The sequence below is a fragment of the Sorangium sp. So ce321 genome (genome assembly GCF_051530195.1).
Lineage (GTDB): Bacteria > Myxococcota_A > Polyangia > Polyangiales > Polyangiaceae > Sorangium.
Window position 1 is genome coordinate 12,718,950 of the sequence record NZ_CP150329.1, and the last position, 23,103, is coordinate 12,742,052.

General features: G+C 72.6%; 14 protein-coding genes. 5 read left to right on the plus strand and 9 right to left on the minus strand.

Annotated elements, in window-relative coordinates; translation table 11 throughout:
* Window positions 1-30 precede the first annotated feature (30 nt).
* A complete protein-coding gene (locus WME89_RS47255; protein ID WP_438006094.1) occupies window positions 31-1,185 on the minus strand; it encodes an FHA domain-containing protein in 1,155 nt (384 codons plus the stop codon).
* A 277-nt stretch (window positions 1,186-1,462) separates the two neighbouring features.
* Complete coding sequence (locus tag WME89_RS47260) at window positions 1,463-3,067, minus strand: hypothetical protein (protein WP_438006095.1); 1,605 nt, start codon at window positions 3,065-3,067, stop codon at window positions 1,463-1,465.
* A gap of 317 nt (window positions 3,068-3,384) precedes the next feature.
* On the opposite strand from WME89_RS47260, the gene WME89_RS47265 reads away from it, so the two are divergent.
* Window positions 3,385-6,903: a DNA translocase FtsK 4TM domain-containing protein gene (locus WME89_RS47265; RefSeq protein ID WP_438006096.1), complete on the plus strand. Its 3,519-nt coding sequence runs from the start codon at window positions 3,385-3,387 to the stop codon at window positions 6,901-6,903.
* Window positions 6,904-7,690: 787 nt separating this feature from the next.
* Entirely contained in the window at window positions 7,691-11,914 is a 4,224-nt protein-coding gene (locus WME89_RS47270) for a hypothetical protein (RefSeq protein WP_438006097.1), read from the plus strand.
* Between the two features lie 52 nt (window positions 11,915-11,966).
* On the opposite strand, the gene WME89_RS47275 is transcribed toward WME89_RS47270, so the two are convergent.
* From WME89_RS47275 to WME89_RS47290, 4 genes are all read right to left on the minus strand, one after another.
* Window positions 11,967-12,683, minus strand: a complete 717-nt coding sequence (locus tag WME89_RS47275) for a hypothetical protein (protein WP_437621497.1) — start codon at window positions 12,681-12,683, stop codon at window positions 11,967-11,969.
* A 179-nt stretch (window positions 12,684-12,862) separates the two neighbouring features.
* Window positions 12,863-13,846 carry a hypothetical protein gene (locus tag WME89_RS47280; RefSeq protein WP_438006098.1) on the minus strand — a complete coding sequence of 328 codons (984 nt, stop codon included), beginning with the start codon at window positions 13,844-13,846 and terminating at the stop codon, window positions 12,863-12,865.
* Between the two features lie 10 nt (window positions 13,847-13,856).
* Entirely contained in the window at window positions 13,857-14,963 is a 1,107-nt protein-coding gene (locus WME89_RS47285; protein ID WP_438006099.1) for a M50 family metallopeptidase, read from the minus strand.
* Window positions 14,964-15,154: 191 nt separating this feature from the next.
* Entirely contained in the window at window positions 15,155-15,721 is a 567-nt protein-coding gene (locus tag WME89_RS47290) for a hypothetical protein (RefSeq protein ID WP_437621502.1), read from the minus strand.
* 207 nt (window positions 15,722-15,928) lie between these two features.
* On the opposite strand from WME89_RS47290, the gene WME89_RS47295 reads away from it, so the two are divergent.
* The gene (locus WME89_RS47295; protein WP_438006100.1) at window positions 15,929-17,743 is read left to right on the plus strand and encodes a right-handed parallel beta-helix repeat-containing protein; all 1,815 of its coding nucleotides are present in this window, start codon (window positions 15,929-15,931) and stop codon (window positions 17,741-17,743) included.
* An 81-nt stretch (window positions 17,744-17,824) separates the two neighbouring features.
* Here the strand turns inward: WME89_RS47295 and WME89_RS47300 are convergent, their stop codons facing one another.
* A complete protein-coding gene (locus WME89_RS47300) occupies window positions 17,825-18,508 on the minus strand; it encodes an HAD family hydrolase (protein ID WP_438006101.1) in 684 nt (227 codons plus the stop codon).
* A 181-nt stretch (window positions 18,509-18,689) separates the two neighbouring features.
* Between WME89_RS47300 and WME89_RS47305 the strand changes: the two genes are divergently transcribed.
* Window positions 18,690-19,400 (plus strand): hypothetical protein, encoded by a 711-nt coding sequence (locus tag WME89_RS47305; protein WP_438006102.1) that lies wholly within the window; start codon window positions 18,690-18,692, stop codon window positions 19,398-19,400.
* A gap of 81 nt (window positions 19,401-19,481) precedes the next feature.
* On the opposite strand, the gene WME89_RS47310 is transcribed toward WME89_RS47305, so the two are convergent.
* Window positions 19,482-21,095 carry a hypothetical protein gene (locus tag WME89_RS47310; RefSeq protein WP_438006103.1) on the minus strand — a complete coding sequence of 538 codons (1,614 nt, stop codon included), beginning with the start codon at window positions 21,093-21,095 and terminating at the stop codon, window positions 19,482-19,484.
* Between the two features lie 240 nt (window positions 21,096-21,335).
* Window positions 21,336-21,599 carry a hypothetical protein gene (locus tag WME89_RS47315; RefSeq protein ID WP_438012059.1) on the minus strand — a complete coding sequence of 88 codons (264 nt, stop codon included), beginning with the start codon at window positions 21,597-21,599 and terminating at the stop codon, window positions 21,336-21,338.
* A gap of 294 nt (window positions 21,600-21,893) precedes the next feature.
* Between WME89_RS47315 and WME89_RS47320 the strand changes: the two genes are divergently transcribed.
* The gene (locus WME89_RS47320) at window positions 21,894-23,090 is read left to right on the plus strand and encodes an SUMF1/EgtB/PvdO family nonheme iron enzyme (RefSeq protein ID WP_438006104.1); all 1,197 of its coding nucleotides are present in this window, start codon (window positions 21,894-21,896) and stop codon (window positions 23,088-23,090) included.
* Window positions 23,091-23,103 lie beyond the last annotated feature (13 nt).

Consider the following 23,103-nt stretch of genomic DNA (forward strand, 5'->3'; position numbering starts at 1 on the left):
CGACCGCGACACAGGCCAGATCGGCCGCGGTCAGCGGTAGGAGAAGCGCACTTCGTGGTCGCAGATCCGGAAGAGGTCCCCCTCGACGATGGCCTTCCGGGCGATGCGCTGGCCGTTGTACTCGACGCCGTTCGTCGAGCCCATGTCGACCATGTAGTACTGGCCGTTGAGGAACTCGACCATGGCGTGCTGGCGCGACACGTTCGGGTCCTTGATCGTCAGATCGCTCGACTGCTTGCCGCGCCCGATGATGAAGCGGTCCTTGTTCACCACGAAGCGCTGCCCCGCGTAGAACGCGGCGAGCGCCGGGCCGGCGGGGACCTGGTTCGGCATCCCCATGCCCAGCGGCGGCGGGCCCGGCACGCTGCTGGACGCCTGCGGCGCCATGCCGTACGGGGGCGGCGCCAGCGGCGGGGCCATCGGCGAGGCGTACCCGGTCGCGCTGCTCATCGGCGGCGGCGGCGGCCCCGAGCGGCCCGCGGAGGCGCCGGGCATGCTCTGGCGCCCCCCGGGGTTCGAGGCCTGCGACGGGAGGGGCGGCGGCGCGCCGAGGCGGGTCACGCTCGTCGGCGGCGGCGGCGGGCCGCCGACGCGGCCCGGGATGGGCGGCGGAACGGGCAGGCTGGGTCGCTTCCCGCCGGCGCTGCTGCTGCCGGGCGGCGGCGGCGGCGGCGGCGGCGCGCCCGGCCGGACCTGCCCCGGCGGCGGCGGCGGCGGCGTGAGCGCCGGGACGGGCGTCGGCATCGGCCCCACGGGGGGCACGCCGTACGGAGGCGAAGGCGCGCCGTAGGCGGGCGCGCCGGGCGAGGCGCCGTAGGGCGACCCGCCGACCGCAGGCTGCTGCTGCATCGCGACCATCGACGCGGCGCCCGCTCCGAACGGCGGCGCCGAGCCGGGCGTCCCCAGCCCGGGCGGCTGGGGCGTCGCGTTGGGAGGCGGCGCGGCGGCGTGATGAGCGTGCGGGGCCGCCTGCTGTCCGGAGCCGGGCGGTCCGTCGACCCTGGCGGGCGGCGGAAAGGGCGTGCGCGGACTGTAGCTTCGCTGCCGCGCGTACTGCTTCATCGACTCATTGATGAGGTAGTCGATGGAGCACTCGAGCTCGCGCGCCATCTGCTCGAACGTCTCCCAAAGGACATCGCGACACTGGAACGTCCGTGCGCTTTTCTTGTTCGGATCCGCGCTCATCTCTACCCAACGATAACGGAGGATGAATTGCGCTGGGAAGCCTCCTCCCGGCCTCTTCCCTGCAAGCACCTGACGGCTCTGGGCCGCGCCGATGGCGCGCTGCGACCGTGAGCATGGCGGCGTGAGATCCCTCGAGAGCCCGCGCAGCCCGCCGTGAAACCCGGCCCCTCGCCGCGCCGCGAGCCGAGCGCGAAGCGCGGCGCGAGCGCCGGCCGGAGCCGCGCCGGGATCGCCGCAGCACCTCCCGGTGATCCCGCGTTCTGCGCCGGCGCTCCCGTCACTTCTTCTCGCCCTTCTCGAGCTCCGGCTTCCTGTCCTGCATGGCCGGCTCGACGCAGTACTGAACGAACTCGCCGACGGTCTTCACGTCCCTGAGCTCGCGCTCCGTGGACCCTTCTTTTGGCACCTCGCACGCCCACTTGCAGTCCGGGTCGGCCTCGCAGACCGGCGCGCGCGTCGTGTCGCCCTCGAGCGCCTTGACCGCGGGGATGTCGGCGGCCGTGCCGAAGGTGAAGTAGTAGGCGATGGCGCTCGTCCGCGCCGGCGCCGGGCCCGCGGCGAAGTGCTTCTTCAGGGCCTCGAGGGGCGAGCCCTCCTTCAGGTCGCCGAACGCCGCGCCGTACGTGAGCGCCTCGGGCATGGCGAACCCCTTGCTGTCGGGGAGCCTGCTCATGAACTCGTCGATGTGCTTCACCGTCGACATCTTCAGGATGGTCGCGGCGGCGGCGCGGCGGATCTTCCACTTGTCGGTCTTGAAGAGGCCGTAGAGCTTCTCGACGACGAGCTCCCGCGGCATCTCGCCGACGCGGCGGAAGGCCTGGTCGAGCACCACGTCGGGCGCGTCGGCGGTCGCGATCTCGAGGATGCGCTGGATGTCGCTCGGGTTGTTGCGGTCGAGCCGGCCCTCGAGCGCGGCGAGGGCCGCCTGGCGGCGCTTCTCGGGCTGCTCCTTGTCCGCCGCGAAGCCGAGGAGGAAGTCCACCGACGGCCGGCCGCCGAGCTTCTTCATCGAGCCGAAGACCCGGAAGAGCTCCTCTTCCTGGTACTGCGCGAGCTGCGCCTCGAACTGCTTCTCTGTGGGCGTGAGCTTCGACGCGGCGTTCGCCGCCTGGAGATCGGGCTTCTTGACGTTGACCCACTCGGCGGAGGTGACGAACTTCGCGATGGTGACCAGGTTCGCCGAGGCGGCCTCCTTGGTCGGCGGGTCGCCGTACTCGGCCACGAGCGACGCCATCTGGTCGAGCCGCTTCGCCTCGCGCGTCATGAGCTTCGGCAGGCCGGCCACCGCGGCGGGGCCGATGGAGCGCAGGAGCTGCTCCATCCCGTAGGCCTGCGAGCGGTCCTCGAGCCGGTGCTCGAAGTCGGCCATGGCCCAGTCGATGAGCGCGGCCTTGAGCCCCTCCTTCAGCCCCTCGTCCGCGATGATCACCGTCCGGTCCGACGTGAGCATCGCGTACGCGGCGTCCTTGTAGGGGAACGAGGTGTCCGGCGGGACCGGCTGTCCGGGCTGCGCGACGGGCGGCGGCTTCCTGAGCTCGGCGATGATCGACGGCACGAGCGACGCCACGATGGCCTGCCGCGCCTCGGGCGCCATGGTCGCGAGGGTCTCGACCATGATGCCGATGCCCACGCGCCGGCCCTGCCGCGGCTTCATGCGGATGAGCGATGTGGCCGCCTCGACGCGGAGCGAGTTGTCGTACTTGTCGTGAAACAAGACGGCCCTGAGCTTGTCCGGCCCGTGGGCCGTGGACTCCCAGCGGTGGATGTCGTTCTCATTGACGCGGCACCCGCTGGTAGCGAGCCCCACGCCCGCGGTCGCGAGGCACAGCAACAGAAGGCCCGCAGCGCCAGCGCGCCGCCCTGCTCGTTCGACAGTTTCCATGCACGTCCCAGGAGGGTGGGGATGGTACCGCCCGCCGCCTCCTGTTTGAAAGAATTTCAAGGACGATGGGAAGGGAGCTCGAACAAAGTTCGCGTCAAATCCGGCCGAAACTCCATCGCGGCCGCGTCTCGCCAAACCTCGGCCCCTCCGGGTCCGACGACGCCGTCACTCTCGGGCGACCTCGGGCACACGCCAGCGCGCGGAAGCGCGCGAAAGTACCCGAACCTTCCGCCCGGGCCCGATTCTTACCAGGCCATCCAGACTTCTTGCCTCCGGGGTGGAGTACGCATATGTGAGCAAAGTAGGTTTAGGTAGGTATGCACGTCCCCTTGTTCGCTCCTCGCCGTGCCCAGCCCGCCGCCGGCCCTGCCGAGCCCTTGCGGTCCGGGGCACGCGGCGCCGTACGGACCAGCCCGGCGGGGGTCGCGGGTCCTGCCGCGCCGCAGGGACATAGCTACGCCCGGGAGGCGGCGGCGCTGGTCCTCCTGGTGTCCGCCTTGTACAGCGCGCTGGCGCTCGCGTCATTTCGCGCGGATCCGCTGCGCCCGGAGATCTCGGGCGAGGACTGGGTCGGGCCGGTGGGCGCGGCGCTCGCGGGCGCGTCGGTCGAGGCGGTCGGCGTCATCGCGTGGTTCGTTCCGCTCGAGCTGGCGCTGCTCGCGACGCCGTTGCTCGGCTCCAGGCGCTCGATCGCCAGCATGTTCCGGCTGAGCGGCGACGTCGTCGTCGTCGTGGTGCTGGCGGCGCTCTCGCACGTCGCGTTCCCGCGGGCGGTCGCGTTCGGCGCGATGCCGCTCGGCGGGGCCGTGGGCGAGCTGTTCGGAGAGGTGCTGCGCGCGCTCTTCTCGAACATCGGCTCGTACATCATCGGGCTCACCATCGTCGCGCTCATCCTCATGGGCCGCGCGACGTTCTCGTTCATCGAGCTCGCGCATCGGGCCGAGCAGCTCGCGGTCGCGATCGCCGCGCGCGTCGCCGGCTGGGCGCGCGCGCTCTTCGGGGCGTGGGCCGCGGCGCGCGACCTGGAGCGGCGGGCGGCGGCCTCGGAGCAGGAGGGGCCGCCGATCATCGCGCGCAACTCGAGCCCCGACGCGATCATCGCCGCGCTGGCCGACGACGCCGACGAGCCGCTCTCCGACCCCGGCGCGAGGAGCACGCCGGTAGAGCCGGCTGGCGCCGCGGCGCCGGCGATCGATCTGTGGAAGAGCGCGCCGCTCGCCGCCGCCGCCGAGGAGCCGGCGGCCCCGCCGAAGCCGCGGCGCGGGCGGAAGGCGCAGGCCCGCGAGCCGCGCGAGGCGGCGCAGCAGGGCGCTGAGCCGCGCGAGGCGGTGATCCACGGCGGGGAGACGCGCGAGGCGGTGCTGCGCGCCGCCGAGCCGCGCGAGGTGGTGATCCACGGCGGGGAGGCGCACGAGGTGGTGCTGCGCGCCGCCGAGCCGCGCGACGAGCCGCCGCAGAGCGACGGGCCGCGCGAGGTGATGGCGCAGGACGACGAGCCGCGCGCGGCGGCGGCGCACAGCGTCGAGCCGCGCGCGGCGGCGGCGCACAGCGTTGAGCCGCGCGCGGCGGCGGCGCACAGCGTCGAGCCGCGCGCGGGTGTGCAGCGGCTCGCCGAGCTCCGCGAGAGGGCGCAGCGCGCCGTCGAGCCGCGCGAGGGTGGTCCGCGCCGGGCTGCGCGGCGCCGCGCCGCGACCCTCGCAGAGCCGCGAGGCGCCGCTGCCCTGGAGGAGGTCGACGAGTCGCCCTTCGCTGGCGAGACACGCATCGTCGAGCGCGAGGTGCAGCTCGAGGAGGAGTACGACGCGGACGAGGCCGCGGCGTTCGTTTCAGCGGACGAGGACAGCGCGGACAACGACAGCGCGGACGAGGACAGCACGGACGGGGACAGCGCGGACGGGGACAGCGCGGACGAGGACAGCACGGACGGGGACAGCGCGGACGAGGACAGCACGGACGGGGACAGCGCGGACGAGGACAGCGCGGACGCGTTCGCGGACCCGGAAGTGCTCGATGTGCCCACACCGTCGCCCATCCTGCCTGTCCGCGAGCTGCCGGTGCGGGAGCCGGGCGCCAGGGTGGCCCACCGCGAGCTGCGCGAGCCGCGTGAGCTGCCCGCTCGCGAGCCGCGTGAGCTGCCCGCTCGCGAGCCGCGTGAGCTGCCCGCTCGCGAGCCGGAGCCCAGGGTGGCCCACCGCGAGCCCCCGCCCGTCGGCGGACCGGCGCGGCCTCAAGGCGCCCCGCTGCGCGCCCCGACGATCGTCGACACGAGCCGGGAGCTCGTCAGCGAGAAGCCGGCCGTGGTGAAGGTCGTCCCGGCCAGCGGGGCGGGCTTCCGCCTGCCGTTGACCGACATGCTCGACGCGGGCGCGGGCGGGCGGATCCAGCTCGACGCCGATCAGCTCAAGGCGACCGCGCAGCTCCTCGAGAAGACGCTCGCCGACTACGGCGTGAGCGGCAAGGTCGAGGAGATCCACCCCGGGCCGACCGTGACGACGTTCGAGGTCTCTCCCGCCGCCGGCACCAAGGTCTCGAAGGTGGCAGGCCTCGCGGACGACCTCGCGCTCGGCCTCTCGCGCAAGGTCCGCATCGTCGCCCCCATCCCCGGGAAGAACCGGATCGGCTTCGAGATCCCGAACGAGCACCGCATGCCCGTGAACCTGCGCGAGCTCGTCGAGGACCGCCGCTTCCTCGAGATGAAGGCGCCGCTGCCGTGCGTGCTCGGCCGCGACATCATCGGGACGCCGTACTTCGCCGACCTCGCGTCGATGCCCCACGTCATCGTCGCGGGCGCGACCGGCGCGGGCAAGAGCGTCGGGCTCAACGTCATGCTGGTGAGCCTGCTCTTCCGCAAGACGCCAGAGGAGCTCAGGCTCCTCATGATCGATCCGAAGGTCGTCGAGCTCGCGCCCTTCGATCGCATCCCGCACCTGCTCCTGCCGGTCGTGACGGACATGAAGCAGGCGGCGAACGCGCTCAAGTGGGCCGTCGACGAGATGGAGCGCCGGTACCAGCTCTTCGCGAACGCGGGGACGAAGAACATCACGACCTACAACGCCTGGGTCGAGCGCGTGCAGCGCGGCGAGGCGCGCCCGCCGAAGCCGCCCGCCAAGGTGAGCGCGATCGGCGCCGACGGGCTCGAGGTGGAGATCGACGCGGCGAAGGACGGGTCGGACGCGGCGCTGCCGGAGAAGATCCCCTTCATCGTGATCGTGGTCGACGAGTTCGCCGACCTGATGATGCAGCAGGGCAAGGACGTGGAGGCGAGCGTCGCCCGGCTCGCGCAGAAGGCGCGCGCCGCCGGCATGCACGTGATCCTCGCGACGCAGCGGCCGAGCGTCGACGTGATCACCGGCATGATCAAGGCGAACTTCCCCACGCGCATCGCCTTCCGGGTCGCGCAGAAGGTGGACAGCCGCACGATCCTCGACGAGCAGGGCGCCGAGCACCTGCTCGGCCGCGGCGACATGCTGATCAAGATGAACGGCTCGAACGACACGCGCCGCGTCCAGTGCCCGTTCTGCTCCGAGGAGGAGGTCCAGAAGATCACCGACTTCCTCCGGCTCCAGGGGGAGCCGGTCTACGACGAGGCGATCCTCCGGCCCCGGGACGATGAGGGCGAGGAGCCCGACACGTCCGACGCGGAGACCGACCCCATGTACGACGCCGCGGTGCGGATCGTGGCCGATACCCGGCGCTGCTCGACCTCCTGGCTGCAGCGCAAGCTCGGCGTCGGCTACAACCGCGCCGCCAAGCTGGTCGAGGCAATGGAGAAGCGCGGGCTCGTCGGGCCCGCGAACGGCGCCAAGGATCGCGAGGTGCTGATCGCGCCGATCTGACCCCTCGCGTGAGCCATCTTGACGCCGCCCCGCAACGCGTGTTGGCACGCCGTCGACCCGGGCGAGCGAACCGAGATGGATGTTGAGGAGAGCACAGCCCTGTCGTCCCCGCCGCCGGGGCTGCGCGCTAGCATGGCGGTTGTTTTGACTTTCCCGTTCGAATGCTTCATGGAGCACGCAGGATGGCGCCTGAGGAAACGCGCACGCGTCTGATCGCCCAGATCGCGAGCCTCCTGAAAGAAGGAACGATGCCCGCAGACGCCCGCGCAGCGGGGCTGACGCTCATCGGCTGGCTCGCGAGGCGCATGCCCGGAGAGGCTGCGTCGCGAGACGGTGTCGACGAGATGCGCCGTCGCGCCGCGGTCATGAGCTGCCCGCCGCGGCGCATGGGCGGCCGGCGGACCTGATCGGGCGAGCGCTGATCGGGCAGCGCTCGCCGCGTCGCGCAAGCGCTGCGTGACGCGCAGAGCTGCCAGCCGCCTTCCCTTCCCACCGCCCCGCGGCGAGTGCGCGCGGCGCTCGCCTGGCCTGCCTTGACGCTTCCCCTGGGCTTCCTGGCCAAATTGCGGCCGCTTTGCGCTGGCGCCGGGCTCTGATGGCCGTGCGACGCGGCCAGGAGCCGACATCCGTACCGTAATTTGTACGTGCCGCAGCGAGCGCGGCTAAGCTCTTGGTGGCGCGGCTTCCCGCGCCGTGGGGCTCGCGCGACGCTCGAATCGGGACGTCGGCTCGCCCGGTACGATGGGGTAAACGGCCGCTGTCGGGCCCGTGATAGGTGGTGTTGCTCATGGCGAACCGCGTGGTCGCCCTCCCCGAACCGCACCCGAATGACGATGAAGATGTCGTGTGGGGGATCTCCACGGCCAGCGCGCTGTGGGCGCGAGGCGAGCGGCGTGACGCCATCGTGTGGCTGCGGCGCGCGGCCGACTCGGCTGAGGCGGCGGGGCAGACGTTCCGCGCCTCGGAGCTCGGGCTGTGCGCGACGGCGCTCGAGGAGGTGATGGCCTCGGAGGTCGGGCAGCCGAGCGATCCCGATCTCCTGGAGACCATCACCAGCGAGGACGACGAGCTGGTCTCGGACTCGGACTCGGACTCGGACGAAGCCCCTCCGTCCGACGAGCAGACCTGGCGCCGCCGCCGCTCGCTCACCGAAGAGCTGCGCGCCTCGATGCCCTCGATCGAGATCGACATGTTCGAGCCGCTCTCGCAGCCGGAGCTGGCCGCCGAAGCGGAGCGCCTGCGGCCTCCGCCGGCGCCGTCACCGCCGAGGACCCACCCGGGCGCAGAGGACGGGTCCGGCGCCGCGGCCCGACCGGTCGCGCCGACCGCCCTCGCGGTCTCCGGCGTCGCGCAAGGCAGCGCGCCGCCGCCCCCCCCGCCCCCGCCCGCACCGCCGCAGCGGCGGACGCAGCAGCCAGCGGACGGCGCCTTCCCGCAGGCAGCGCCCGCGGTCCAGCCGCCGGCGTTCGCGCCGGCAGCGCAGCAGGCTGCACCGCGCTCGCAGCCGCCCCCCGCCCCGTACTCGCAGCGGCTCGACCCACCCTACGGCCAGCCGCCAGCGCCGGTCGCGCCGTCCGCACCGCCGGCGGGGGTGACCAACCTCCAGGGCGGCGCCCTCTACCAGAGCCAGCCGCCGCCGCCGCCGCTTCCTGTGACGCAGGCGGCGAGCGCCATCCCGCCGCCGCCTCCTCCGCCGGGCGCTCCATCGTTCAGGCCGCAGCTCACCGCGGACCCGCATGGATTCACGGCCCAGGCGAAGGCGCAGAGCGCGCTGCCGCCCCCGGCACCGCCGCCGCGCGCCGCATCGCCGGGGCCGTCGTCGGCTCCGCCTCGCCTTTCTCCCCCGCCGGTGCCGCAAGAGGCGCTGTCGGCGCAGGCTTCGTTGCCGGAGCGGGGCCGGTCCGACGCCGGGATGGGTCCTCCACCGCCCCCGCGCGCTGCCGGGCCGCGCGCCACGAGCGAGCCGCCGCCGGCGATGCCGCTGCCTCCGCCGCCGTCCGCATTCCCGGGAGCGCCTGCGCCGCCGCCGCCCCTGCCGAGGTTCATCGCGGAGCCACCCCCGCCGCCGGCGCCAGGAGCAGCCGCGCCGGCGCCGCAGTCGCCGTCGTTCGGAACTCCGCCGGCGCCGCAATCGCCGTCGTTCGGGCCTCTGCCGGCGCCGCCCCATCCGCCGTCGTTCGGGCCTCCGCCGGCGCCGCCCCATCCGCCGTCGTTCGGGCCTCCGCCGGCGCCGCAGTCGCCGTCGTTCGGGCCTCCGCCGGCGCCGCCCCATCCGCCGTCGTTCGCGCCGCCGCGCCCGCAGCCTCCGCCGGCGCCGCACTCGCCGGCGCCGCCCCACCCGCCGTCGTTCGCGCCGCCGCGCCCGCAGCCTCCGCCGGCGCCGCCATCCGTTCCGCCGCCGGCACCGCAGGTGCTGCCACCGCCGGTGACGCCGCAGTCCGCTGCGCCGCTGCCGCAGTCCGCTGCGCCGCTGCCGCAGTCCGCTGCGCCGCTGCCGCCGCCCTATGCGCAGCCGCCGCCGGCGCCTTCGGCGCTCGCCTACGCCGCGCCGCCGCTGCCGCCGCCCGTCGCGCCGCCCTATGCGCAGGCGCTGCCCCCGCCTGCGCCTTCGGCGCTCGCCTACGCCGCGCCGCCGCTGCCACCGCCCCATGCGCAGGCGTTGCCTCCGCCGGCGCCGCTGCCTCCACCAACGCCGGTCTCCGCAGCACCGCCACCGGCCTTGTCGCCGTCCGTCGCGCCGCCCGCCTCGGCTCCCATGGCCACGTCGGCCTCCGCCGCGCCGGTGCCTGCGCCTTCAGCGCCGCCGCTGACCTTGTCGCCGTCCGTCCTGCCGCCGCCACCACCGCCCGGCGCGCCGCCGGCCGCCGTGTCGCCGTCCGTCGCGCCTCCGCCACCGCTGCCCTCAGCGCCTCCGCCGCCCCCTGCGGCTCCGCTGCCTGCGTCGGCGTCCGTCGCGCCTCCGCCGCCCCCTGCGGCTCCGCCGCTTGCGTCGACGTCCGTCGCGCCGCCCCCTGCGGCTCCGCTGCCTGCGTCGGCGTCCGTCGCGCCTCCACCGCCACCGCTGTCGGCGCCGCCGCCGCCCATTGCGCCGCCGCCCGCTGCGCCGCCTGCGACGTTACCACCAGCGGCGTCGCCTCAGGCCACGAGCGCTGCGGCTTCGGCGCGCACCGAGGACGACGCGCAAGCCGGCGACACCGGCGACATCATCGTGGAGGAACAGGTCTCGCCGCCTGCCCCTGCCCGCACAGGCGCGATCGCGACCGCACCGGGGCTCGCTGTGTCGCGGCGGAAGCCGCGCGAGCCGATCCTCGATCCGTGGTCCGATGACGCCGAGGTAGCCGCACCGCCGCGGCCTCCCCAGGAGACCATCACGCCGAGCGGCGACACGTACCTCGTGGCTCGCCGGCCGCCCTCGTATCCGCACGAGGGCGACGAAGACGAGGTCATCACCTCCGCAGCGCCGCTCGATCTGACGCTCAAGCGAAAGCCGATCTCGGCGCGACCTCCCGCGCCCCCGGCGCCCGCGGCCGCGCGCCCCCGGTCGACGCCCCTCGCCGGGAGCGAGCCGCCCGGACACCTCGGGGCCTCCGCCGAGAGCATCGCGCCGAAGGGCTCCGCCGCTGCCTCGATCCAGAACGAGCCGAGCGAGCCTCCGGCGACAGCAGAAGCTTCGCCGGCGTCGTCGCCCGACGGGACCGTCGTCATCGAGCTGTCCGATCACGACCTCGACGCGCAGCCACCGTCGGTGCGCGGCGACGCATCGCTCGCGCCCCCGGCAGCGCAGCAGGACAGCCTGCAGGCGACAGCCGACCCTGCCGCGGGCGCGCCCGCCGTCGATGGGGCGAGAGGCCCGGCGCAGCGCCCGCGCGAGCGTGACCAGGCGGCCCAGGCTGAGCCCGACGAGGAGGTGCTCGACGACGCGGACCTCGCGCTCGACGAGGAGCCGATCGCCCAGGCGCCGCTGCCGTCGACGCCCGAGCCGCTGCCGCCGCGCGCGGCCTCGGCCCGCCCGCCGGCCGCTGTCGACGCACCCCTCGCGATCGCCGCGGCGCCGCACCAGGTACGCGCGGCGGAGCTGCCCGGACCGGACGCGGGCGAGGCCGTCGACCTCGCCGCGATGGTGCTCGATCTGCCGCCCGAGGCGCCGCCCGCCGCGGGCGAGATCGCGGCGCTCGACATCGCTCCGGAGATCGCGCCGGATCTGCCGCAGCTCGGCGCGGCCGGGGCCACGCCGGGCGTCGCCCTCACGGGGCGCGACATCGAGCAGATCGAGGCGTTCGCCGACCTTCCCGAGGAGATGCACGAGGAGCTCGCGCGCGCAGCGCACGTGGGAGACCTCGCGCCCGACGAGGAGCTCGCCGTCGGCGGGGCGGCGCTGGTGCTGAGCGGGAGCGCCGCCGTGTGCGCGAACATCGTCGACATGCCCGCCGAGCGCGCCGCCATCAGGGCGCTCGTGCCGGCGCGCGGCACGCTCGAGGAGGGCATCCCGCTGCGCGTCGTCGCCGGCGCGGGCGGGGCGCGGGTGGCCGTCTGGAACCAGACGACCATCGACAACGCCCTCCGCACCTGCCCCTGGGTGCTCGATGAGCTCCGCGCCGTCGCCGACCGGCTCCAGTCCCTCGCCGGCGCCACGATGGGGCCGCTCGGCGAGCTCGAGGAGACGCTGCTCCGGCGCGTCCTCGACCGGCTCCGCCTCCGCGGCCTCGAGCCCGGCGAGCAGCTGATCCACGCCGGCAACCCCATGCCCGGGCTCGTGATCATCGGCGCCGGCGCGCTGGAGCTGGTCGATGAGCGCTCGCACGAGACCATCGGCGCCGCGCGGCCCGGCGAGCTCCTGTTCGCCTCCGAGCTGCTCGGCGGCCAGCCGGCGCCCTCGATCGCGCGCGCGGCCAGCGGCGGCGCGCTCGTGCTCATCGCCGACCACCCCGTGCTGCGCGAGCTGTTCGAGAGCACGCCGGAGCTGCTCTCCATCCTCGCGCAGTCCGTCTCGCTGAACGCTCAGCGCGGCTGAAGGCCACGGCCGCTCGGCGCGGCTCCCGCAGGGTCAGCGGCCGCGCGCCGGCTCACCGCCCCGCGAGCGAGCGCCGCGGCCGCGCGGCCTCCTGCTCCAGCTCGACCTGCTCGGCGGGGTCCTCGTCCTCGGTGAGCTGCCAGACGAGCTCGCTGTTGCCCTGCGCTCCGGCGAAGCGGAGGCCGAACCACTTCGCGCTCGGCGAGATCGTCAGCCTCCCCTCGGCCGTCGCGCGCGGGAAGCGGATGCGGAACGCTTGCCGCCATACCGTGTTGTACGGGAAGTAGGTCCGCTCGAGCGCGTTCGGCTTCGTGATCGCGATGATCTCCTCGGGCGCCGTCTCGTTGCCGGTGTCGTCGATCAGGCGGACGATCCAGGCGCTGTTCGGCGTCGAGAGGTCGTTGTATTTGCGCTCGCCCCCGAAGATCGCGACGAAGAACTGGTGGTGCTGGCGCGTCTCCTCGAGCGTCTTCTCGAGGAGCTTCTGGCGCTGCTCGATCGTGAGCCGGTAGTCCTGCGCGTAGCGGGCCACGTAGGCCCAGCGGAAATCCCACGACTCGAAGGTGGACGTGGCCGTGAGGAAGTTGTCGAGCTCCGAGAGCGCGAACAGGTGCTCCGTGCGCGTCCAGGTCCGCAGCACGTTCTCGTAGTCCGTCGCCACGTACTCGCGGGGCCCCTCGTTGAGGCTCACGAGCGTGGTCGAGCAGCCGGTCGCCCCGAGGAGCGCCGCGAGAACCAGACCGCGCCGGAGCCATGCCGCTTTGACCACGCGCCCAGGGTACCCAGCAGCCGCGCTGGATGCACGCACTCGAACGATCCCCCCGCACGTTCGCCCGCGGGCACGCCGCCGCGCTCGCCGGGGCCGCCCGGAGCCGGAGGCGCGCCCGCCGCTCACGGAAGCGGAGCTCACGGGCACGAAAACGGAGCTCACGGGCGCGAAAGCGGAGCTCACGGGCGCGGAAGCGGAGCGTCGGTCGGGAAGGAGAACCCGACGCTGAGCCGCGCGGCGTAGTACGAGGCGACGTCGCCGCGCAGCGGGGTCGTGATCGGCAGCAGGACGCTCAGCGCCGGCTGCACGTTCGCCAGGATGAAGCGGACGCTCGGCGAGATCGCGAACGTCGCGCGCCGCTCGTCCGGCAGGCCCTCGGTCAGCTGGTAGACCTCCCACAGCTCCAGCCCCACGCCGACAGGCCGCGCGAGCCGGTAGCCGAAGTAGAAAGCGGTGTGCGCCCGGATGTCGGTGCGCCGCTCGCCGGACCGCAGCCCGCGCACCACCAGCGACCAGTCGAGGCCCTGCCGGAGCTGGAAGATGAACGGCCCGGTGATGTGCCGCATGTCGAACCACGGGCGGAACGTGAGCGTGAGATCCCGGAAGCGCGTCTCGTCCCACGGCCGCACCACGCGCGCCGTCCGCAGCACCTCGGCATCGTCGGGCGAGACGTCGCGCGGGACCGGGATCACGACGCCGAAGCCGCCGCCGGAGGAGAGCCCGCGCACGCTCGACCAGACGCCCCGGCCGTAGAGCTCGGGGCTCCCGAGCAGGATGGACCGGGTGACCCCGGGGACGCTCGCCGCGGCGCTGTCGTGCACCGCGCCGACGAACCACTTCCGGGGAACGAGCGGCATCTCCATCTCGCCGTGCGAGTACCAGGCGAACGCGCTCCCGCCGCCCGCCCGGCTCGTCGCGTCGGTCTCGATCACGGCCGCCGTGTACTCGAAGGTGAAGGTCGGGTCGCGCCGCGTGAGCCCGGGGAGCGTCGGCGGCGCGGGGACGTCGAAGACGGCCTCCTCTTCGTCGTCGGGCCAGGCGCCGGGCGGCGCGGCCAGCGCGGGCTCCGGCGCGCCGGCCAGCGCGAGCAACGAGAGCCACGCCGCCGCGCGGGCGACACGCCTGCCCGACGCCGGAACCCGCGCGAGCGGCGTCGATGCCACGCGGGGAGCGCTACTTCGACCCGAGGCCGAAATCGTTCGCCGTGACGTAGAGCATCAGCCCGAGCAGCATCACCACGCCGACCAGGTGGATGTGCGCCTCGATGCGGGCGTTCGGCCGGCGCCGCGTGGCGGCCTCGTAGAAGAGGAACATCAGGCGGCCGCCGTCCAGGGCCGGGAACGGGATGAGGTTGAACGCGCCGAGGTAGGCCGAGAGCAGGCCGAGGAACTCGAGCCCCTCGGCCCACCCGCGCTTGGCCGCGTGCGCCGTCTCCTCGATCATCCGCTTCGGGCCACCGAGCTCGCCCTCGACCTTGCCCGTCAGGTACTGGCCGAGCCCGACGACCAGGCTCTGCACGACCTTCGGCGGCTTCGTCACGGCGAGCACCGCGGCCTCCTTCGCTGTCACCGGCGCCGACTGGACCGCGCCGATCGCCATCACGCCGATCTTGCCCGTACCGTTCTCGTTCGCGGGCGTGACCTTGGCCTGGATGCGCTCGCCCGCGCGCTCCACGACGAGGTCGAGCGGCTTGCCGGGGCTGCGGGAGATGATCTCCGCCATCTTCTCCCAGTCCTGGACCGGCGTGCCGTCGATCTCGACGATGCGGTCGCCGTCCTTCAGGCTGGCCGCCGCCGCCGGCATCCCGGCGACCACGCCGATGTCGGTCAGCCGGTAGGCCTTGCCGCCGACCATCAGGCTCGCGAAGAAGAGCACCGACGCGAACAGGTAGTTCGCGAGCGGACCGGCGAAGATCGCGGCGATCCGGCCGAACAGGCTCGCGTTCGCGTAGCTGCCCTTGTCCTCGGGATCGATGTCCTCGAGCGGGTTCATCCCCGCGATCTGCACGTACGCGAGGAAGGGGATCATCGCGACCTGGAACACGGTGGGGCCGTGCTTCACCGGGTCATGACGCCAGAGCCGCACGCGGATCTTGTCCGCGGCGGTCGTGAACCAGAAGTACCCGTCCTTCGGGACGACCTTGAAGAAGGTCGGGCCGAAGCCGATCGAGAACTTCAGGACGCGCATGCCGTAAGCGCGCGCGGCGAAATAATGCCCTGCCTCGTGGACCACCATCAGCAGGGCGAGACCGAGGATGCCTACGAAATACCAGCCGACCATCTCAGGCTAGTCTAACCAGGGCGGGCCTCCTCCGCACGCGCCTGATGTCCGCGCCGTACGCCCGCCCCGGCGAGCTCCGGCCGCCCACGGCGGAGGCCGAGCGCTCCCGCAGCCCCGGCGGCGTCAGGGCAGCGGACCAGCAGGACAGCGCCCGGGGCGGCTCAGCCCGGCGGAGGGCCAGCGGGGGCGGCTCAGCCGACGAAGAACGACACGCCAAAGCTGAAGAACGGGTAGCCGATGCGCATCGTCAGCGAGACGTTGTCGTTGAAGTGGTAGCGGCCGCCGACCATGCCGACGAAGTCGAGCCACACGTCGTCGTAGAACCCGTCGGTCCGGAGGACACCGCCGATATCGGCGAACGCGCTCCACTGATCGTTGAAGAAGAAGTTCCACTGCATGGTGACCGGACTCCAGATGGTGAAGTCGCGGCGGCAGTAGGTGCAGTTGGTGAAGTCCAGGCCGAACGAGATGCCGACAGTGTTGTTGAGCCGCGGGATGAAGGCCGGGTCGGCGAGCTCGATCGTGGCCCTGAAGCCGAGGCCGAACTCGGGGTCGCCGAAGTCGTTGTAGTACCTGCGCCCGACCCGCCGCAGGCCGTAGTCGCGGTGCATGAAGACGAAGTTCCCGTGCGGCTCGAGCTCGGCCACGTAATCGGGGTGGTCGTTCGGATTCTTGATGTTCGCCTGCGCCTCGGGCGCGAGCGTGAGGAGGGTGGCGCCAGCGAGAGCGACACTCACGAGCGAGGGGAGCGCTTTCATGAGCTCTTCGTACCAAAGGAACGGCAGCGAAGGAAGCAAACCGCCACGCGCCCGGGCCGCGGGCGGCGCGGCTGGGAGGCGATGTCGCACATAGCGCGGCGGGCTCGTCTGGCTGAGGCGCGCGCTCCGAGCTAAACAGAGCCCAGCGCCGCGCGCCCGCGTGCCGCGGAGGGGCGGCGCTCCCGGAGCGTCGCGAGGAGAGGAGCGATGAGCGTCATCCAGCTGGCCCGTGGTCGCGCGCGCGTCGCCTGCGCGCTCGTCGCGGTCGCCGCGACCGGCTGCAGCCCCACGATCCAGATCGCGGGCCCGCCGCCCGAGGGGACGGCGCAGCCGCCGGCGCCGCAGAAGACGAAGGCGCCCGCGCCGGCCGGGCCCCAGGGGGCGCCGCCGGAGCCGCCGGCGACCGCGGCCGTCGAGCCGTTCGTGAAGACGCGGGACTCCGACGAGTGGGTGAGCCAGACGCTCAAGCTGCAGCGGCGGTACGAGCGCGTGCTCGTCGTCGGCGCGCCGGCGCCCGCCACGGTCCGCGTCGCCGCACTCGATCTGAACGCGCGCGCCGCCGCGGCCGAGCCGCAGGAGCTCCCGGTCGCGCGCGCGTTCGCGACCATCCAGGAGGCCGCCGACGCGGCGCGCGGCGGGGACCTCATCGCGGTGCTGCCCGGGGCCTACGCGGGGTTCTCGCTCGGCGACAAGCCGAGCGCCGGCCAGGAGCGGTACCTCCACTTCAAGGCGCTGGGGGGCCCGGGCGAGGTCGTGATCAACCGGGCGTGCGCCGCCGACCCGAGCTGGATGATCCACCTGAAGGCGGCGCACCACGTGGTGATCGAGGGCTTCAACATCGCCGGGAGCAGCGCGCCGGGCGCGCCGCGCGCCGGCACGCCGCGCGCCGGGATCATGATCGACGGCGCGTTCGGCGAGACCGGCAGGCTCGCGCACCACATCGCGATCGTCGGTAACTTCTCTCATCACCATCACACGTGGGGGTTCCACTCCACGGACAGCCACACGGTCCTCCTGCAGGACAACCTGTTCGCCCTCTCAGCGCGCGAGCACGGGGCTTACGCGTCCGACGGCTCGGATAACTACGTGGTTCGCCGCAACGTGTTCTTCGGCAACAGCGCCGGTGGGTTCCAGGCGAACCTCGATCCGGAAACGTCGCTCGAGGAGGTGATGAAGCACCCGTCGTTCCGGGGCTACCCGCCGATGGAGCCGACGCGCGCCTGGGCCGCGGGGCTGATGAAGATGGCGACGGACAGGTTCGGCGAGCACGGCTTCCCGGACGGCCGGGGCGTCAACTTCATCATCGAGCAGAACGTGATGAACGGCAACGGTCGCGTCGGCGGCGGGGCGATCAACCTCGCCGGGCTGTCGGAGTCGCTGATCCAGAACAACCTCGTTTACGGCAACTTCGCCCACGGTATCGCGCAGTGGGACGACGCGAACCCGTTCGATCGGGCCTACGTGGAGCCCGGCCCCCGCTCCCCGGAGCAGGTGAGCGGCCCCGACGCGCTGCCGCTCTGGGGCTGCCGCAACAACCTCATCCGCAACAACACGGTGATCATGAACGCGAGCGGCCGGGCCGCGCTCCAGTGCGGCAACGGGAGCTGGGGTTGCCGGCTGCGGAACAACATCCTCGTGAACGACGCCGCTTCCTCGATCGAGGTGCTGAGCACGGGCATCTACCGGTTCGACGCGGGCCACAACGTGGTGACCCAGGTGAGCTACGGCGGGATGCCGGACGGGCTGAAGCGCCTGGCGGCGGCGCTGCCGGAGACGCGGGCGATCACGGGCATCACGCGCGCGCGGCTCGCGGCGGAGGTGGTGCGCGCGGGCGAGGAGCCGTGGGTGGTCCTCGAGGGGAGCTGGTGGAAGCTCAACCCGAACCGGCCGGATTTCAGGCCGAAGCGCTCGTCGAAGATGCTGATCGGGCAGGGCGACGCGCGCGAGGTGCCGGCGCGGGATCTGCTCGGCAACAAGCGCGGCGGCGCGGATCTCGGGGCCCTGTCGCCAGGGCCGAGCTGAGGCCTCGTGGCACGCCGGGGCGCCGCGGCGGGGCGACTGGGCGCTGAGGCGGCGCGCCTGGGCGCCGCGGCGGGGCGCCGGTCAGAGACGACCGCCGGTGGCCGCCGCCGGGGCGATGCCGAGCCAGCGGTGGGCGACCTCGAGGCTGGGGAGGCAGACGTCGGCGAGCGCCTCGAAGCCGCGGCCTTCCCAGGGGCCCTCGGGCACGGCCACGACGACCATGCCCGCGGCGCGCCCGGCCGTGACGCCCGCGAGGGAGTCCTCGAGCACGGCGCACCGGGCCGGGGGCACGCCGAGCGCGGCCGCGGCGCGGAGGAAGATGTCCGGGGCCGGCTTCGGATGGGCGACGTCGTCGCCGGAGACCACGGCCTGCAAGCGCGGCCGGAGGGCGAAGCGCTCGAGCACGGCGTCGATGAGCCGGTGCGGCGAGGACGAGGCGAGCGCCGTGGGCAGTCCGGCGAGCGCGGCCGCCGCGAGTAGATCGGCGGCGCCGGGCTTGAGGACGAGCCCGCCGACGGAGCCGATGAAGTCGTCGATCAGCGCGGCGATGTCGCGCTCGTGCTCGACGGCGAACCCGAAGCGCTCGCTCATGGCCGAGAGGGTGGCGCGCAGGCCGCCGCCCACGCAGCCGGCGTGGTGCTCCTTGGTCCACACGAAGCCGCGCGCGCGGCAGAAGGCCTGCACGACCTGGAGCCAGAGCGGCTCGGAGTCGACGAGGAGGCCATCCATATCGAAGATGAGCGCGGCGGGGGGCAGACCAGGCATCGCCGGGTGGGTAGCCGAACGGGGGCGCGATGCCAACGGGCGCCGGGTGGTGGGGACGCTCGCTCCCGGGTATGCGCGTGCGGGAGAAAAATGTTGCGGGGGGAATGAAGCAGGCGAACGATCGCGCGGCGTTGGCGTAACGAGGCAACACGGGCGCGGCGTGCCCCGAAGGAGAGCGGAGATGCGCGGGAGTACTTCTTCTCTGGTGTTCGTGTTCTGCGTGGCCGCGGGCGCGGCGCTTTCGGCCTGCTCGGGCGAGACGACGGAGAACCCCGGCGGGGGCGGGGGAAGCGGCGGGAGCGGCGGCGCGGGGACGACGAGCAGCACGACGGCGAGCACCACGACGGGGGCGAGCACCAGCTCGACCACGACGGCGACCACGACGGCAGCGTCGAGCGGGTCGGGCGGCAGCGGGGATGTGTGCGATCAAGCGTGCGCACGCGCAGCAGAATGTGGATCGCCCATTTGCGAGCAGTACACCGTCGACTGCTCGGATCCGCAATACGAGTGCATCGCGCAGTGCGTCCTCGACGCGGAAGGCTGTGAGAACATCGGCACCAGCGACCCTACGTTTGTAGGGTGCGCGCTCTCATGCGATGACGCTGGGGGTGCCGGCGGCGGCAACAGCGGCGGAGACTGCCGCGCCTGTGCTCTCCAGAACAACTGCTTGACGAGCTGCCTGGCCAATACGAGCTGCCAGGCGTGGCTTCTCTGTACACAAGGCTGCTTCGAGAACGATCCTACACCCGAGTGCTTCAGGACCTGCGACACGAAAGCCTCCGATGGCTCGGACGGCGAGGCAGTGGAGGCCCTGTACCGCGCCGCTTACGCGTGCACCTGCACGAGCTGCGAGGCGACGTGCGAAGCTGTCGCGGATCCATGCAACCAGTGAAGCGAGAGGCTCAGGAGCGGTCAGCGGATGAGGTGGCGTGTGCCACCTGGGCCACGGATGACCGAAGCGCACTCGCACGACTCACGGACTAAAGCTCGCAACAAACACATCACCGTCACCTGCTGGCGTCATCACTCCGGCACCGAGATCCATTTTCCCCCTAGTATATCCGACGGCCAGCAGGTCTCCGGAGCCGCGGAGCACGAGCGATTTCACGGTTGCACCCTTCTCCCCTTCCTCTCCAAAGGCTCTTGCCCAGACAAAATCTCCTTCATGACTCATCCTCATGAGCATCAGATCTTGCATGGATTCTGCGCTGAGCGGCTTCCCGCCTAGCTCTACACTGCCGGAGAAGCCGCCCACCATCAACAGGTCACCACCGGAATCAAACGACAGACCTGCAGCACCGACGCCGTCAACAAGCACTCTGCTCCATTCGTAGGCATTCGAAGTAGTATACTTGATCAAGGCCGTCGCACGCTCGCTGGCGACCACCTCTCCGCCTCCGAAATCAGCCTCACCACTGAAAGACACCGCAAGGACCGGCCCACCCAACCTGTCCAGAGCAAGGGCGTCGATCATATCCGCCCCGGAGTTTCCCAGTATCCTCGACCAGCTCACGACACCACGGCTTGTCAACTTGGCCACAAAGATGTCCGTACTGCCGGCAGACGGATGCACGTGACCATCCAGATTCAGCTCCTCTCGAAAGTAGCCAGCTACGATGATGTTACCAGCAGAATCAACGCTCACGACTGTGACGAACTGGCCACCATCACCACCGGCAGTCACCAACCAACCTCCGCCCTCATCGTCAACAGAACCATCAGAGGACCGAACCTTCGCAACGAAGGAGTCTTCCCAGTCGGACGCGTTGAAGATTACATGATCATCATCGAACCGTATTGAACCGCAATAACTCCCTACAAGGATGAGGTCCCCATCTGGGTGAAACTCCATGTCCGCGACAACGCTCGGGAGGACCCCGCCACACAGGCTGCCGCCGAGCGGCTTGTCCCAGAGCAGGGCGCCTTCTGGGTCATACTTTCGTAGCGACATGGCCATCGAGCTCATGTCGTCCTCCATCTCGAGGGTCGCAATGAAGGCCTCGCCCTCTGAGTTGACCACAAGCGAGTACGCCGTCTCGTGCCGGATGTCGCCTAGCTGCCGACTCCAGATATAATCTCCGGAAGCAGAGAGCTTGACCAAGAACGCGTCGCTCTCTCCGGAAGCGATGAGCACATCGTCTCCAAAGGACACCGCGCCCTGAAAGTAGCCTGCGACATAGACATTACCCATCGCGTCCACCGCGGCGTCACTCACCGCCTCTTCCTCGGCTCCCCCGATGAGCCTCGCCCACTCGACGCAGTCCTTCCCGTCGCAGTCCTCGTCCTCCGTGCTCGCGCACGTCTCTGCCGCCGGCGTCACCTCGCCCGAGCACGCCTCGTACCCGGAGCCATCCTGCTTGCACGCCTGCGTCCCGGCCCGGCAGATCCCGACCTTCCTCGTCCCGGAAGGGCCGGAATAGCACTCGGCCACGCTCTCGGGCTCGCACGTGGGACCTCCGCCCGTCCCCGCCGCCGTCGTGCCATCAGCGGGCGCGGCGTCCTCGAAGTCGTCCAGGCCGAGCACCAGACCGCAACCGGAGACCGCCATGATGCCGAGGCCAGCGAGGCTTCGGAGCGATGTGCGCATCCACATGCGCGCCATCGTAGAGCGAGGAGCGCAGGTCGTCAGCCTGAGCGCACTATCCGGGCTGTCGCGCCGGCGCGACGCTACGGCGAGAGGCCGCCGTCGCGTCGTCCAGCGCCGCGCCGACGCCCCATCCCGCCCCGGGGCCCTGCGCTCGCACGATCGCCTCCAGGTCGGCCCTCTCGACCGTCTCCCGCTCGAGCAGCCGCTCCGCGATGCGCTGCAGCGCCTGCAGCCGCTCCTTCAGGAGGGCGCGCCCCGCTCGTGCGCCACCGTCACGGCCGCGCGCACCTCGGCGTCGATCGCGCGGGCAGTCTCCCAGCTGAAGTTGCGCTCCTCCCCGAGGCTCACCGGGCTGTCCAGGAACCGCGCGCCGACCGGGCGACCGAACGTGAGCGGCCCGAGCACGTCGCTCATCCCGAAGCGGCACACCATCGGCCGCACCGTCTCCGTCGCGCGCTCCCTCCGGGCCCAGGAAGCGGCCCGGATCGCGCAAGCGCAGGAGATCCAGCGGCTCGCAGCGTCATGGCAGCTCGCGAATCACCTGCGCGACGATGCGCTGTATCTCCATCCCGCGTTCCCTCCGCCGACGGGCGGTACAGGCTCCTTCACGCCGAGGCATCTTCTCTCGCCTCGACGTGATCCCACTTACCTCGACGTGAACCGAGGAGCGGCGCGGCGGCGCCGGAATGCGATGCGGAAGAGCGCGCCCCGATGGCGCCCAGCAGCGCGCCGGGCGCGTGTACACTCCGCCTCGTGCCGTCCGCGCCGCCCCGCGATCGCCTCCGGGCTCGCCTGTCGTTGAAGAGATCCCCGCCCCCCCGGCGCCGCCCGTCAGAGCCCGCGGATCCCGGCCTCCTCGCTGCCCTCGTCTGGCTCGCGGCGTGCTCCGGCCCGAACGATGGCGGCCTGAGCCCGGCGAGGAAGGCGGAGGCCTCCGGCGAGGGCCAGGTGGCGTCCGGCGCCGAGACGACGACCGCCACAGGCCTGGCCCCCGCCACAGGCCTGGCCCCCGCCACAGGCCTGGCCTCCACCGCAGGCTCGGCCCCCGGCGCGCCCGCGCCGGCCGACAGCGCGCACGCCGGCGCAGCCATCCTGGCCGGCGCCGCCGCCGAGCCCCCGCCCGTCACGGCCGGGAGCGCTGCCCCCGCCGAAGCACAACCGCTCGGCTCCGCCAGCGCCGGGCCCGCCGTCTTTCCCCCGAAGCCGCTCGGGCTCGCGCTGGCGCTCGGGCCCTGCCCCGCCGACATGGTCCTCGTCGGCGGCTTCTGCATCGATCGCTACGAGGCACACCTGGTCACCGACGCCGGCGGCACGCTCGCCGTCTACCCGCACTTCAAGCGGCCCGAGCCGGGGGTCCGCTACCTCGCCCGCAGCGAGGCCGGCGTCTTTCCGCAGGCGTACATCAGCCGCGTCGAGGCCAAGGCCGCGTGCGTCGCCGCCGGCAAGCGCCTCTGCACGCGGCAAGAGTGGCAGCGCGCCTGCCGCGGCAACGGAGTCCACCGCTACCCCTACGGCCCCCGCGGCGAGCGCGGGCGGTGCAACACCGGCAAGGCCCACCTGCTGCGAGAGCTCTTCGGCGAGCACCCGCCCGGCGGGTGGAGCTACGAACGGCACTTCAACAGCCCTGACCTCAACCAGAAGCCCGGCTTCCTCGCGAGGAGCGGCGACCACGCCGGCTGCGCCAGCGAGCTCGGCGTTCAGGACATGGTCGGGAACCTGCACGAGTGGGTCGGCGACATGGTCGATCACGATCTCGTGCAGCGCATGCGCACCGAGGGCGTCGAGCGCCGCGACCAGCCGTGGCACGAGGGCAACGGCGTGTTCATGGGCGGCTTCTTCAGCACGACGAGCGAGCTCGGCCCGGGGTGCTACTTCACCACGATCGCTCACGAGCCGACCTATCACGACTACTCCACGGGGTTCCGCTGCTGCGACACCGCCGACCCGCCCGCCGCGCCGGACACGGCCGGCGCGAGCAAGCGAGACGGCGGCTGACGGCGTCGCCGGC